8 protein-coding genes are annotated in these 14,538 nt (G+C 59.9%); 3 read left to right on the top strand and 5 right to left on the bottom strand.

Annotated elements, in window-relative coordinates:
* Positions 1 to 42: 42 nt before the first annotated feature.
* The 4 genes from BLW03_RS03785 to BLW03_RS03800 all read right to left on the bottom strand — a co-directional run bounded on the left by BLW03_RS03785 (position 43) and on the right by BLW03_RS03800 (position 7,579).
* On the bottom strand, positions 43 to 2,043 hold the full coding sequence (locus tag BLW03_RS03785) for a M56 family metallopeptidase (protein ID WP_074652417.1): 2,001 nt from the start codon (positions 2,041 to 2,043) through the stop codon (positions 43 to 45).
* A 14-nt stretch (positions 2,044 to 2,057) separates the two neighbouring features.
* Positions 2,058 to 2,441 (bottom strand): BlaI/MecI/CopY family transcriptional regulator, encoded by a 384-nt coding sequence (locus BLW03_RS03790; RefSeq protein ID WP_074655752.1) that lies wholly within the window; start codon positions 2,439 to 2,441, stop codon positions 2,058 to 2,060.
* Positions 2,442 to 2,674: 233 nt separating this feature from the next.
* The gene (gene ggt / locus BLW03_RS03795; protein ID WP_074652418.1) at positions 2,675 to 4,513 is read right to left on the bottom strand and encodes a gamma-glutamyltransferase; all 1,839 of its coding nucleotides are present in this window, start codon (positions 4,511 to 4,513) and stop codon (positions 2,675 to 2,677) included.
* 114 nt (positions 4,514 to 4,627) lie between these two features.
* The gene (locus BLW03_RS03800; protein ID WP_139285081.1) at positions 4,628 to 7,579 is read right to left on the bottom strand and encodes a TonB-dependent receptor; all 2,952 of its coding nucleotides are present in this window, start codon (positions 7,577 to 7,579) and stop codon (positions 4,628 to 4,630) included.
* 661 nt (positions 7,580 to 8,240) lie between these two features.
* Here BLW03_RS03800 and BLW03_RS03805 point away from each other — a divergent pair.
* The 3 genes from BLW03_RS03805 to BLW03_RS03815 all read left to right on the top strand — a co-directional run bounded on the left by BLW03_RS03805 (position 8,241) and on the right by BLW03_RS03815 (position 12,651).
* Positions 8,241 to 10,145, top strand: coding sequence for a pyrroloquinoline quinone-dependent dehydrogenase (locus BLW03_RS03805; RefSeq protein WP_170834947.1), 1,905 nt, complete (start codon positions 8,241 to 8,243; stop codon positions 10,143 to 10,145).
* A 26-nt stretch (positions 10,146 to 10,171) separates the two neighbouring features.
* Positions 10,172 to 11,548, top strand: coding sequence for an amidohydrolase family protein (locus tag BLW03_RS03810; RefSeq protein WP_074652420.1), 1,377 nt, complete (start codon positions 10,172 to 10,174; stop codon positions 11,546 to 11,548).
* Between the two features lie 149 nt (positions 11,549 to 11,697).
* Complete coding sequence (locus BLW03_RS03815; protein ID WP_170834948.1) at positions 11,698 to 12,651, top strand: LysR family transcriptional regulator; 954 nt, start codon at positions 11,698 to 11,700, stop codon at positions 12,649 to 12,651.
* 16 nt (positions 12,652 to 12,667) lie between these two features.
* Here BLW03_RS03815 and BLW03_RS03820 read toward each other — a convergent pair whose 3' ends face one another.
* Positions 12,668 to 14,521 (bottom strand): outer membrane protein assembly factor BamB family protein, encoded by a 1,854-nt coding sequence (locus BLW03_RS03820; protein WP_170834949.1) that lies wholly within the window; start codon positions 14,519 to 14,521, stop codon positions 12,668 to 12,670.
* Positions 14,522 to 14,538 lie beyond the last annotated feature (17 nt).

Here is a 14,538-nt window from a genome sequence, read left to right on the forward strand (position 1 = left end):
AGAAGAGGGCAGCGACGGAGGTAGAGCGGGCGTTTTAATTCGTTAGTTCAGCAGACCGGACATCTTAAGCTTGGTAAGTTTCTCCAGGCTGGCGCTATTGAATCCGTTGGCCTTCGCTTTCGCGATAAAGTCCGCATCGATATGGAATACCGTCGCCTGACGCATTGCGTGGCTATCCGCGCCCGGGAAGGTGGACTTCAGCCACTTTGCATACTCCGGTGTCATACCCTGGGCTCGCATCGAAATCAGCTCATGTGCATTCATGCCGGAGAATCCCGCAGCCGCCATCGAGCTTGCATACTCCGGCGTCACACCAACAGCTTTCATGCTCACAGCCTCATGCAGATCGGCAGGCGCAATGCCGCTGGACTTCAACGCTGCGACATACTCCGGGGTTACGCCGACAGACTTCATGCTGACCACGTCATGCATCGTGGGCCTGCCCAATCCCAGCGACTCAAGTGATCTCGCATACTCGGGGGTGAGGCCGAGGGACTTGATGGTAACCGCGTCATGGAACGAGGCCGGTGCAAGCACCGAATCCTTCAGGCTTGCCACGTACTCGGGTGTGATACCCACCGACTTCAATGTCACCAGATCGTGCAGCGACGGCGTGCCAAGTCCCACCTGCGCCATGCTCTTCGCGTATTCCGGAGTGACCCCGACGGATCGGAGTGTGACGATCTGATTGAGGTCCTTGTCCAGATCCAATGGATAGCCGGCTTCACGCATCCTTTGGATGTATTGGAGACCACTGCCCTGCGGCGCTGCATCTGCTGAAGGTTGTGGGTTGGGATCTGGTGCGGGCTCAGGAGCTGGAAGGGCAGACGGCTGCGAGGCGGGCTGTGGAGCTGGAACGGGGGACGGCTGCGGTGCGGCCATAGCCATTGCAACGGGACCTGGATTGGCTACGGTTGCCACCGCAACGACGCTAGGTGCCGTGTCCGTGTTCCCCGTTGCTACGAGCTGGTCCGCATGATTGCGCTCGGACTTCAAACCATGGGCCACGTGAGGCGCTACATAAAGACCCAGCAGCACCACGGTGACCGCTGCCATTCGAATTCCGCTCATCGATTTCTGCTCCATCGCCTTCTCTCCCATAATTCTGCGTACTCGATTCAGAAGTGTTCCGCCATCGCCATGCAACGCAACGGCTAGCTGTAGGTGTTGCGCTCGTTGTTCTTCCAACTTCAAGAGGGCCTCTGCATATACCACAGGATCCGCGCAGCCCCTCGCGGCCACTTCATCGCAGCAAACTTCGCGGAAGTCTCGTGTTCTGCGGCTCACCCACCACATGGCCGGCTGAAAGAAGAAGAGGCATTCCACCAGCGTCTGCAGCAGGTTGCAGAAGTAGTCCCATCGCCCCACGTGCGCGAGTTCGTGAGCCAGCACGGCCTCAAGCTGATCCACCGGTAAGGACATCGCTGCGCTTAGCGGGAACAGCACGATCGTTCGCCAGATGCCGAAGACCATGGGCGAGACGACCTCGTCAGAAACACGCAGAACCACTCTGCGACTGAGTCGGAACTGCACGGAGAGTCGGTCGAAGCTGTCACGCAGATGCTGCGGCACCTTCGCCTGCGCCCTCATCCTTAAGCCTCGCAGCTCTAACCATCCACCCGCCGCGCGCAACGCAAAGACGAGCACACCCGCGAGCCAAAGAGCGTCCATCCAGGGCAAAAGAAGACTTGCATGTTCCGCGATCCATAACTCGCTGGTTCCCACCGCTGGGGCTGCCACTGGCAGCTGCTGCATGAGCGCGGCATGCATCGTGCCCAGCTGCGACACGGCGAAGTGCTGTTCGCTTTGCGTCGCATGCGAGACAAGCTGCTCCTGCTCGAAAAACGTCGCAATCGCTACCAGCGGCATCAAGGCAAGCGCGGTGAGCGCGATGCTGTAACGGACCGTCGCCGCGGCCCGTGCGGTGCATCGATCGATCACCGCGTATCCAATGGCGATGGCGGTGCTCTGCCAACAGAAGTGCAGCAACGTCCAACCCAGCGCAACCACTTCGCCCGACGATATTCCGTTGAGAGTGCTCATCCCTGCCTCCCCTTTTACGAACGCTTCCTGGCTATGAGTTTGCGAATCTCATCCAGCTCTTCATCACTGGCCGGTTCCATCTCCAGCGCACGCAGCGCAAGCTGCCCGGCGCTGCCCGCAAAGAAGCGATTGCTCAGCTCGCGCATGAATCGCTGTTCGGTCTCTTCCTTCGCAACGGCCGGACGATACACATGTGCCCGCTCCGTCACATCGCGAAGCAGCAGCCCCTTGTCCAGCATGATCTGCATCAGCTTCTGGACGCCCGTGTAGACCACCGGCCGATTCTTGTTCACTTCGACAAAGACGTCTCGCACGGTAGCTGGACCGAGCTCCCACAGGATGGAGAGTAACTCCAGCTCGCCTTCGGTCGGCTTTGGAATTTCCTTCAGTTTCTTCATGAGCCAAACCATATCCGAAGACATTCGTACATGTCAACGAAAACCTTCGTACGATGATTGTCGGCTATAAGACGCAGCGATGATGGGCGTGAAACTGGATCGTAGGCACTCGCCGCCTCCAGCAGCTTAGAGCTCACCACATGCTGAGCGAACGATCGAGCCGTAGTCGAAAACAGAATGGCGGCATGCGTGGGTGCATGCCGCCGTGACTGCCTTGAAAGCTGTCTTTTGCTCTACCAGCCGACGGCGTATCCCGTACGGCGAGGATCGGCTCCAGCGGTCATCGTACCGGTCTCCTGATCGACCACAACAGCCTGCATGCCGCCCACGGCCGCGGTGAAGGCGCCACCCGGATTCAGCACGTAGCCCATCTTCTTCAAGGCATCCATGGTGGCAGCGGGGATACGGTTCTCGATGGTGATGGAGATGGCCGCACCTGGCTTGTAGAAATTCGGTTTGGCATCCACCGCGAAGCGAGGATTCTCGACGGCCTGCTGCACAGGCAGCTTGAAGTCGATGAGGTTGACGAGCATTTCGAACTCGGTCTGGCCGATGGTTTCACCGCCGGGCGTGCCGTAGACGATGGCGACCTTGCCGTTCTTCATCACGATGACAGGGGCGTTGTTTAACAATGGGCGCTGCCCCGGCTTCACGTAGTTCACGTTGTCTGGATAAGGCGACGTCGAACCGAGGCGCATGCCGTTGTTCAACAGCAGTCCGGTATTGCCTACGACAACACCGTTGCCGAAGCCGCCACCGATGGTGGGTGTGCCTGCCACTGCATTACCGAAGGGATCGATGATCGAGAAGCTCGTGGTGTCCCGCTCGATCTCGTAGTCGTCGTTGAAGGCGGGCCCCTTTGGCGTCTCGAGCTTCGCCGTGGTTGTTGCTGGCAGCTCACCCCAGCTGGGATAGGGAATGGCCCTGCCCGCTTCCATCAACTTACCGCGCTCCAGCGCGAACTCCTTCGACAGCAGTTGCTGCGTGGGGACCGTGGTGGTGCGAGTATCGGCAACGTAATGGTAGATGTCAGCCTTCGAGATCTTGATGGCTTCCATCTCGAGGCGCAGAGCCTCGGCGCTCTGGTTGCCCATCTTCGCCAGGTCGTAGGGCTCAACCAGGTTGAGTGCCATTTCCAGTTCGAAGCCACCGCGCGACGATGAGGGATCGCTGTAGACGTCATAGCCGCGATAGGTGACGTGCAACGGCTCGGCCCACTCGGGCTTCACGGCTGCCATGTCTGCCTTGGTGATGAGGCCGCCATTCTTTTTGAAGAAGGCGTCGAACTCTTCCGCGATGTCTCCCTTATAGAAGCGATCGTAGGCTGCCTGGATGGCGGCTTCGCGTGACTGACCCTTCTTCAGCGCCATCTGCTCGGCTTCCACCAGCTTCTTCAGCGTTGCGGCGAGTGCGGGATTCTTGAAGGTGTCGCCTTCCTTCGGAGCTTTACCACCCGGCAGAAAGACTGCGGCCGTCGTCGGGAACTCAGAGAGGCGTTTCTGTGCACCGGTAATGGCGACTGCAAGCGTGCGGTCCATGGGATAGCCGTGCTCTGCGTAGTCGATCGCCGGCGCGAGGACTTCCTTGAGACTCATGGTGCCATACTTCTGGAACTGAACGAGGTAGCCACCGATGTTGCCGGGCGGCAGACCCGCCTTAACGCCCCAGTCGAGGGATTCGGGCGTCAGTTCCGATGCCTTCAGCGAAAGGGGCGCAGCGCCCGCCATGGCGAGGGTGACGACCTTCCCTTCTTTCTTCGGGTACATGGTCATGAAGCCGTTGCCGCCGATGGAATTCATCTGGGGTTCCATCATGTTGAGCGTGGTGCCGACGGCGATGGCTGCATCGAAGGCGTTGCCCCCCTTAAGCATCATCTGCAGGCCCGCCATCGCTGCCAGGGGATGCCCCGCCGCGACGATGCCGTGGACCGCAGGCACGTTGGGCCGATAGGCAGGCAGAGCGCGACCACGTCCTGAACCACCATCAGGATCCTGTGCGTGAGCGGTGCGAGAAGAAGTCACAAGGCAAGCAGCAACTGCAATGGCGGCGACAACACAACGGGTACGCGTCATGAAACGATCTCCTGCGGTGAGGGTGAGTGCATAGTAACGAATGCGGAGGCAACTGGAGCAAAAGTGAGGAGTGCGCATGGAAGCGCACTCCTCATGGGAGGAAAGGAGCAGATCCTAGAAGCGGAAGCGACCGCCCCACTGCAGCTGACGAGGATCGAGAGCGGCGGTCGGGATCATGTACGACGCCGAGTTCATGGAAGAGTTCGGAGCGTAACGGGTAGGATGGTTCGCCAGGTTGAAGCCTTCAAAGAAGCCTTCCAGCAGCATGTGATCACCGAAGTGGAAGGACTTGGTGATACGTGCGTCCCAGGTCAGCGTTGCATCGGGGACAATCTGCGAACGGTTGATGTTACCCGGCGTTGTCGCGAGTGAGCAGGTAGCCGTTACGTAGTAGAGCGAGGCGCAGGGGTTCACTCGATAGGCGTTGATGATGGCGAGCTGACCTGTGACATCTCCGCGCCCGATGTACTGCGGCAGGCCGCGAGGACGATCGTTGGTCGCCTGGCCATCACCATCAAGATCGAAGCCCGCGGTGGTGGCGTAAGGGCTACCCGACAGGCCGCGGAAGATGGTGCTGACACGGAAGCCGTGGAAGAACTCTTTTGAAGCGGCGGAGATGCTCAGGTTGTTGGGCGTATCCGTCGGATTGTAGGAATAGTTCTGCGGCGTCCGCTGCGTACCGACATAGGTGGAGTAGTACGTCACGGCGTTGATCATCGAACGCGAGTAAGCGTAGGAGACCACGAGCGTCTCAAGCCCCTTGGGACGCGTGCGGTACTGCACTTCGAGGGCATCGTAGCGGGAAGAGCCGTCGTTGAAGACGGAGCCGAAGGAGCTGAAGCGCGCGACGGGACGCGCCGCAAGTGCTGTGCCGGCAGGCAGGGTGGTCTGCGCATTGGGCAGGCGGATGACACCGGTTGCGGGCAGGTTCACGTCGTGTGTTCCGACTTCGCGGACGGTGTGGTCGTGAACAAAGGTCACGTTGACCGACGACTTGTTGTCGATCTGCCAGCCGAGACCGCCGGTGAAGCTCATCGTAATGGGCAACGAGAAATTATTTGCCAGGCTGTTCGCTGCACGTGCTCCACCGTTCGCGACGTACTGGTCCAGGGACTGACCGTTCAACACGCCAGGAATGCTCGGATAGTTCCTTAACTGTGCTGCAGACGTGATGTTGACGGCAGCACCCAGGGTCTGGGTCTGGTCCTGCAGTCCCCAGTAGGGACGGAAGCGGGTGGTGTACATACCAAAGCCGCCGCGAATGACCAGCTTGCCCTTGCCATCCACGTCATACGCGGCACCCACACGGGGCTGCATGCCGCCTGTGAAGTCTGCGCCACGATTGGGGCTGATGAAGTTGTTCACGCCGGCGAAAAAAGTGTTGTTCAGCAGGCCCGTATAGAACTTGTCATTCCGCATGTTCGTGTTGAAGTCGTAACGGAAACCGATGTTCAACGTCAGGTTCGGGCGAACCTTGTAGTCATCCTGGATGAAGGCTGAGTACTGCAGTTGACGATAGAAGTAGTTGCCGTTGGACTGCTGGATGAAGAGCGTCGGGTAGTTCGGCGAGGCAGCATTTGGATTGAACGGCGTGTCGCTGGTGAAGGTGAACTGACCGTGCTCATAGTAATGCGACTGGTAAGTGCTGTAGACCTTGGTCAGTTCCCCACCGATCTTGATGTCGTTCTTCGCGCCTGAAAAGAAGACTGTATCGCCGATGGTGTGGTTGGTGCGCGGGAAGTACTGCGGCAGCGTGGGGTTCTGACCGAAGGAGTAGTCCGGGTAGATCAGCTCCGTGTTGAAGTTTGACGGTGTCGTGTAGAGGTTATGGCTCAGGTAGTAGTAGCGCGCCGTGTTCACGATGCGCGGCGAGATGACATAGTCATCTTCGAAGACAAGGCTGTGTGCGATGCTGTTGTCCGTCGTGTTCGCGGCGGAGTTCACAGGACCACCGCTGGGCAGGAACTGGTGGTCGTAGGCATAACGCGCGTACGCCGAGTGCTTCGCGTTGAAGGTGTGATCCACCTTCACATCGGCAATGTTCTCCCACTGCGTGTAGGGATAGTTGCCATTCACCTGCGACGCGAAGGGATTGCTCGCGGGCAGCGCAGTGATCTGGGCCGTGTTGATCCGAAGGTACTCATAGCTACCGAAGAAGTGCGTCTGGCTCAGCTTCGGAATCGGGCCGCCAATGGTGGCTCCAGTACGCAGCAGGCTGTAGGGCGGCTTCGTGGTGGCAAGCGCGTTCGTTGCGTTCAGGTTGGCGTTGCGCCCGAAGTAATAACCGGTGCCGTGAAATTTGTCGCCGCCCGAGAGAGTCACGACATTCACGACCGCGTTCAGGGCGTGACCGTATTGTGCGTCAAACTGGTGCTGGTAGACCTTGAACTCCTGGATGGCGTCCTGCGAGATGTTGATGACAGGCGTGCCCCAGGTGGAATCGTCCAGCGGTGTGCCGTCAATGATGGTGGTGTAGCCATTGCGCTGGTCGGCATTGCCACCGAACTTTGATACGGCAAACTTCGTTGTGACGCTCATGGCGCCGATGGGCGCAACGCCCGGCATGGTCTGCGCAACGGCCAGGAAGCTGCGATTCAGCACGGGCAGAACGGCGAGCTGGCGGTTATCGATGACGGCAGAGGGCTGTGACTTGGTGGTCTCCAGCAGGACGTCTGCACCGCCCGCTTCTACCGTCACGACGTCTGCGGTGCCTGCATTCCCCAATGCGATGTCCGACGTCAGTTCCGAACCGACGATGAGTTCTACGGTTCTCTTCGTGGATCCGAAGCCCGGGGCCGCAGCACTGATGGTGTACTGTGCCGGCTGCAGGTTAACAACGCGGTACTCGCCCTGGGCGCCCGTCTGCATGGTGCGTGCTTCGCCCGTTGCCAGATTTGTGATGGTCACGCTCGCATTCGGAACCACTGCACCGGACAGGTCCTTCACCGTGCCGGAAAGGTTGGCACCAACCTGCGCAATTGCGGCCGGTGCGCACATCACCACGGCGGACGTGGCTGCAATCAATCCCCTGCTGGCAGCTGTTGGTAGACCGGGAAATAAGCGCAAGTGAAACCTCCTGAGTTCGGTTCTGTCAGACAACCCCGTAACTGCCGATGTGTACGACGGTCAGTACGGTCGCTGAGCGAATGCTTCAAGTACGTGCGGTTCCGTGTGGTGTGTCACGGCGCGTGGACGGAGTGCCGATACCAACCGTCGCAAAGCTTTGGTTAACGGAGTGAACAATCGTGCAACCGGGACAAGAGCGTGACTTTCCGATCAATACGAAGAAACGGCGATACGGAAGCAGGCACAGGGCCGCGACTGCAGAGCAAAGCTGCCCTGATACGAGGCTGGACCGCGCTGAACCCTGCGGAACGGCCTTTTTGACTGGCTTGATTGAAAGAAGCTTAGCCCGAGCGCCGCGGCGGGTCTAATCGAAAGATTGTGTGAATCGATAGCGAATTTCTCTCGAATCCCTGTCAGGCTTCCCGCCGTCACGTGCTTTGACCTCGGCGAGCGATACAGCATGGCTATGAGTGGCTCTAGTTTTTCGATTAGACGCGGCTCCTTACTGCCTCTAGAGTTTGGCTCACACAGTCATTTCTTCCCGTGCGTTCGATCTGCCCCGCGATGGGGTGAACGCACTGTCGCCACAGCGCACACGCAAGCGTTCTGGCAAGACGCATCTTTAGCAGCAGGCCTGGCCTGTGAAGAGGACCTTGAAAACATGCCTTCCGGCTTCAGAAAGACCGCAGTCCTTGCTGCGTATCTCGGTCTCGCGTGCACCGTCATCTCGGCGCGCGCCCAGAATGTTGACTGGCCTTATTACGGCGGCGACCAGGGCGGGATGAAGTACTCCACACTCACCCAGGTCGACAAGTCCAACGTCAGCAAACTAAAGCTGGCCTGGCAGTGGAAGACCGGCGAGAAGGCGATGCCGGAGTACGGCGTGAAACCCGGCGTGTTTGAGAACACGCCCCTCGTGGTCGATGGCGTGATGTACGTGAGCACCGGCTACAACAAGGTGGTGGCGCTTGACCCCGTCACCGGTGCGGTGAAGTGGACGTACGATCCTGAAGCCTACAAGCTGGGCCAGCCGTTCAATGGAACGGGCTTTGTTCACCGCGGCGTCGCGCTCTACAAGGATCCAAAGACCGGCAAGTCGACCATCTTCATCAACTCTCGCGTGACGCTGATCGCACTCGATGCGGAGACGGGCAAGCCGGTCGAGACCTTCGGCAAGGATGGCAAGATCGACCTGCTGAAAGGACTGCGCTGGGAGATCGATCCCAAGCGTTACTCGAACACGTCCCCGCCGGTTATCTACAAGGACATCATCGTCGTCGGCAACGGTGTGGGCGATCGGCTGATGTACAAGAAGGATCCGCCGGGCGACGTCCGCGCCTATGACGTGCACACGGGCAAACAGCTTTGGTCGTTCCACACGGTACCGCAGACGGGCGAGTTCGGTGCGGACACGTGGAAGGATGGCTCCAACGAATACACCGGTCACACCAACGTGTGGCCGCCCATGTCTCTGGATGAAAAGCGCGGCCTGCTGTACATGCCGGTCACCACTCCAAGCAACGACTTCTATGGGGCGCGCCGCAAGGGTTCCGGACTGTTTGCGGATTCGCTCGTGTGCGTCGATATCGCGACGGGCAAGCGTGTTTGGCACTACCAGCTGGTTCATCACGGCCTGTGGGACTACGACCCACCGTCACCGCCAAGCCTGATCACCATCACGGTGAAGGGCAAGAAGATTGACGCAGTGGTGCAGCCCACGAAGCAGGGCTTCCTGTTCACCTTCGATCGCGTGACGGGCAAGCCTGTCTGGCCCATCGAAGAGAAACCGGTTGAAAAGTCCACCATCGACGGCGAAGAGTCGTGGCCGACACAGCCATTTCCTACGCTGCCCGAGCCCATTGCGCCGCAGGGTGTTTCCCTCGACGACGCCTTCGACCTCAGCCCGGCACTGCATGACGAGGCTGTCGCACGGCTGAAGACGATGAAGCTTGGCCCGCTGTATACGCCGCCTTCCTACCAAGGCACGATGATGCGTCCCGGCATCCTTGGCGGCGCGAACTGGGGAGGCGCCGCATGGGATCCCCAGACGCACATCCTCTTTATTAAAGTGAACAACCAGGCCGCACTTGCGAAGCTCGGCATCTTCGATAAGTCGGGCCCGCGTGCCAGTGAAGTCGATTCGGACTACGTAACGGAAGGCCGCACCAACGCGGTCTTCCACGACGGTCTCTCGATCCTGAAGGGACCGTACGGCTTTGTCACGGCAATCGACATGAACACCGGCAAGAAACTGTGGCAGATCCCCTTCGGCGACGACGCGGAGATGCGTGCCAATCCCGCCCTGAAGGGCCTGAAATTGCCGAAGCTGCTGGGTGCCGTCGGTACCCAGGGAGCGATCGCCACAAAGGCCGGCATAGTGTTCGTGGGAGGTGGCGATACCGCCTTCCATGCGCTGGACGAGAAGGACGGCACCGACCTGTGGAGCTTCGACACGAAGGTCCGCACCGGCGGCACACCCATGACCTACATGATCAACGGCAAGCAGTACGTGGCAATCACGGTGGGCTCTGGTGACGACACCAGCCTGATGGTCTTCACGCTGTAATGACCTTCTCAATGAGGAATCGAACGATGCGTGTTTCACTTCGCAATCTTTGGCGGTCCGCCGCTGTGCTCTCCGTACTGACTGTTGCTACTACCGGCGTCTTTGCGCAGGCGGCCGCGCAGAAGACGATCGCGCTGGTGGGTGGCATGCTCATCACCGGACGTGAAGAACTTCCCATCAACCACGCAACCGTCCTCATCCAGGGCAACCGCATCCTTGCCGTCGGTCCCATGGATCAGGTGAAGATCCCTGCCGGCGCAACGGTGATCGACACGCATACGCAGACCATGCTGCCCGGCCTGATCGACACGCACGTCCACATGGTGCTGATCGGCCATGGTGACTACCCCACCTACTTCAAGTGGCTGGATAACCACCAGAAGGACTACCCGCTCAGCCGTATCATGGACATCTCGGCCGAGCAGTTGATCGATGCCGGGGTCACCAGTGCGGTGGACCTGGGGTCGCCGTTGCAGGACATTCTGGATCTGCGCACACGCATCAACAAGGGCATGCCCGGACCCCGTCTGCAGGTTAGCGGTCCCTGGCTAACGCGCCACGTTGCCATCTTCCCGGACAACTATCAGCACAATGTCACTTCGCCGCAGGATGCTGCGGACTACGTAACGATGCTGGCGAACGCCGGTGTGGATGTCATCAAGGCGCACTCCGGCCTGACGCGTGATGACTACTTTGCCATTGTGAAGGCTGCGCACGCGAAGAACATCAAGGTGCACGCCCATATCTACGAAGAAGAGTCGGTGCGGAATGCCTTCGACGCCGGCGTAGACGTCATGCAGCACGTCGGTTCCGCCGGGCTGCCGCCTTACTCACCCGCCCTGCTGAATGACCTGGCGCGTAGCGGCCGGCCTGTTGTGCCGACGGTGTATCACCGCGCCTGGCTGTATCCCGACACAATCCAGTTCCCCGAGCGCCTGGACGATCCGCAGTTCAAGGGAGAGCTGGGCGAGCCGCTCTACACCGAGATGATGAACTCGTTCAAGAACTTCCCGAGCTTGTCGTACTTTCAGCGCGTGGACCGTGAGGAGTTCTTTGGCGACAAGTCGATCCGGCAATGGATTGATAGCGGCACCGTCGTCGGCATGGGTACCGACAATGGAACACCCGCCAACTTCCACAAGGACGCCCTGTGGCGAGAGATCAAGGTGTTCGTCGATCACGGCATGCCTCCCATGCGCGCCATCATTGATGCGACCCGTGTCAATGCGCGCAACATCATGGGCAACCGCGACCTTGGGACCATCGAGCCGGGCAAGCTGGCCGATATCATCGCCGTAGACGGCAACCCCCTCTACGACATCGCAGCACTCGGCAATGTGAAGGTTGTCGTGAAGGACGGCGTGATCTACAAAGGTGGACCGAAGGCGGAAAAAAACAAATAGTTCTCTTCACTAACAAAACGACGGAGCGGCGCCAGAGTGATCTTCTGGCGCCGTTCTACGTTTGACGCGAGGGCGCACCTGTCCTAAGCTTGGGTTCACCGAAACAAAATTTCAAACGACACAGTCACCCCAGTGCAATGGAGGCGGAAATGGATTTCCGGATTCGGCAGTTGGAGTACTTCCTGGTTCTGGCTGAGAAGCTGAACTTCAGGCGGGCCGCCTTCGCCCTCGACATTGCGCAGCCCACGCTTTCGTTTCAGATCAAGTCGCTGGAAAGCTCGTTTGGCGTCAACCTGTTTGATCGCAGTCAGCGAGAGGTCCGGCTTACCGCGGAAGGTGAGCGCCTGCGCGACCACGCCCGGGCGATCCTGAGCCATGCTCGCCTCGCCATGAATTCCGTTCAGAACCAGACGAGCGCATCACTCACCATTGCCTGCGGACCTGTTGGCCAGTACACCCTTCTGCCCCATCTGCTGCGCGAGTTGAAGGAACGGGCGCTCGATATTGCGCTGACCGTGAAATCCATGCCGCCCGAAAAGATGAAACAGGCCGCCGCCGACGGCGAGGTCGACCTGTTGCTGATGACGCCGAACTGGCAGTTGGCGGGCATGGAATACCAGGCGCTGCGATCGGACCGACTGTCGGCTGTCTTGCCGGACCGTCATCCCGCGGTGCGGCGGGGCTGGATCACGCTGGAAGAATTCAGCCGTTCCCCCGTCCTGATCATGGCGGCTAAAGATTGCGGCAAGCACCGTACCTTCGTCTCAGGCCTCTTCATGAAACAGCACCTGACGCCGGAACTGATGGAAGTGCCGTTCGTCGACGGTATTCACTTTGCCATGGTGGCGGCAGGTCGAGGAGTCGCGCTTGCAGCGGGTTCCATTGCCAAGGCCAATTTTCCCGGCATCCAGTTCGTTCCGTTCGATCAGCCCATCCACAACATGGAGCTGGGTATGATGTGGCATCCCGGCAACGAGTCCGCGGCTTTGAAGCCTTTCTTGAGCATGGTCGAAGATGTCGTCAGGTCCCAGGACGAAGCCGATCTTGAAGAGACGCTCGCGGCCCACCGCGCTGTGGAACGTCACGCCATCGCACTCGCCTGAGCACGATGGCGTAACGCTATTCCGGTTCGAAGGCAAGTATCACGTTGCCGCGCAAGGGGCCGCCGAACAGGTCGGCATTGCCGGAGGTTGTGAAGAGCTTCCCTTCTGCAACCACTGCTCCCGCTGCTCCGCCGAAACCGCCTCCTTTACCCTCAACACCGTTCACCGTCTTGAAGTTTGTGTTGGTGTCGAAGTTCCAGAGTGCGTGGCCGTCCGCAGTTGAGAACGCGTAGAGCATGCCCATGTTCGAGCCTTCAAAGACGACGCCCGGCATGACGGTTGCGGGTGCAAGACTTGCGATGGCCGGTGTTGTGCGCCAGGCGATCTCACCGGTCAGCAGGTTGACCGCCCCCATCCCCGCACCGGCGCCGCCACGCGTGAGCGGGAAGTAAACCTGCGTATCGTCCGCAGCGGACCCCCACTGCATGCCACCTCCGCCTGCGTCGACACCCGGGCTCATTGGCCGCTTCCAGACAACGGCACCCTTCTTGTCAGGATCCAGCGCCCATCCGCTACCGTCCTTTTGCCCGATGACGATGAGCGAGTGGCCATCCGCAAAGTTGCGCAGGATGGGCGCGTTGCCGAAGTCCACATCCGGGCCAAGCGGCGTGGGACAAGTTTCGGAGACGTTCTTCGTCGAGACGTTCGGACGATACTTGCCGGGGCAGTCGCGAACATAGCCATCATCAGCGCGCAGTTGGTTCTTCCAAAGACGTGCGCCTGTCTTCATGTCGAACGCCATCACCGCGTCCGAGGTGTCTGCTGCGGGCATCGTGTACGCGTTGCCAGTCGCAACATAGACTGCGTTCCGCTTCAGATCGAGCGTCGGCGCGGACCAAAGACCTGCTCCCGCAGGTCCATAAAGTTGCGTGCCGATGGAGGTCACGGTCGTTGGCTTTGCCGGTTCGGCGATCGTGTAGGACTTCCACAGCAGCTTGCCGGTATCAGCGCGATAGGCTTCGATGGCGCCACGGAAGGTGCAGCACGGATACTTCGCGTTACCGCCACCGGACTCTTCCAGCGACGAAATGGGAACGTAAAGGATGCCCTTGTTCAGCACCTGCGCGCCGGTCAGGCGTGAAAGCCGATGCAGATCGGCGCGCACCGTCCAAACCAGCTTTCCCGTCGCAGCGTCGATCGCGTAGAGATTGGCGCGGATGTCGCCGAAGAACGCGAGGCGCCGCCCCTTTCCCGCTGGGCTGAGCACGACCGGTGTGCGAACACCCGCATTGGCCTTGAACGACCAGTAGGCGCAGCCGGTCGAGGCATTCAGTGCATAGATGAAGCCGGTGTCCGAGCCGACAAAGACGCGGCCATCCGCGACCGTGGGCTGGCTGTACGCCGAGTTGCCGTTGGGAAACGCGAAGGCCCACTTCAGTTTCAAGTGAGGAACCTGATCAGCAGCCAGACCGGGCGTCGGCTGGTAACGAGAGTTCGTCTCGTCCACACCCCAGTTCGACCAGCTCGGAGCGCCGGAGGTCTTCCAGAGACCGCCCACGGGACATTGGCCGGACGGCATCGCCGACAGCTCGCCTTCGGCCGAGGAACCAAAGGGACGCCCTCCCACATACACAGACAGGATGCGCTTCTGCAGCTCGGTCATGCCGTCCGTAAACTTCGCCATGGTGCCATCACCGGTCAACGATTGCATCACCTGTTCCGGCGTGTACTTGTTCAAGGCATAACGATCCGGCGCTCCGCCCCGGGCGTTGTCGTGGCATGAGCTGCAACGATCCGAGAAGGTGTAAATGCCAAGGTTCGTTCCCTGCGCGTGTTTCAGCTCATCCGCGGCGGACTGACCCTGTGCGTGTACCAGCATGGTTGACAGAAGCGACAGGGCGGTCAGCATCCAGAAAGCAGGTTGTCTCATTTGGACAAAGCATAAGG

The sequence above is a fragment of the Terriglobus roseus genome (genome assembly GCF_900105625.1).
In the GTDB taxonomy this organism is placed as follows: Bacteria; Acidobacteriota; Terriglobia; order Terriglobales; family Acidobacteriaceae; genus Terriglobus; species Terriglobus roseus_B.

Bases quoted from the DNA above. Each gene is read 5' to 3' on its own strand.
- BLW03_RS03820 (WP_170834949.1), bottom strand. From the start codon at position 14,521: ATGAGACAACCTGCTTTCTGGATGCTGACCGCCCTGTCGCTTCTGTCA.
- BLW03_RS03805 (WP_170834947.1), top strand. From the start codon at position 8,241: ATGCCTTCCGGCTTCAGAAAGACCGCAGTCCTTGCTGCGTATCTCGGT.
- BLW03_RS03785 (WP_074652417.1), bottom strand. From the start codon at position 2,043: ATGAGCACTCTCAACGGAATATCGTCGGGCGAAGTGGTTGCGCTGGGT.
- ggt (WP_074652418.1), bottom strand. From the start codon at position 4,513: ATGACGCGTACCCGTTGTGTTGTCGCCGCCATTGCAGTTGCTGCTTGC.
- BLW03_RS03815 (WP_170834948.1), top strand. From the start codon at position 11,698: ATGGATTTCCGGATTCGGCAGTTGGAGTACTTCCTGGTTCTGGCTGAG.
- BLW03_RS03790 (WP_074655752.1), bottom strand. From the start codon at position 2,441: ATGAAGAAACTGAAGGAAATTCCAAAGCCGACCGAAGGCGAGCTGGAG.
- BLW03_RS03810 (WP_074652420.1), top strand. From the start codon at position 10,172: ATGCGTGTTTCACTTCGCAATCTTTGGCGGTCCGCCGCTGTGCTCTCC.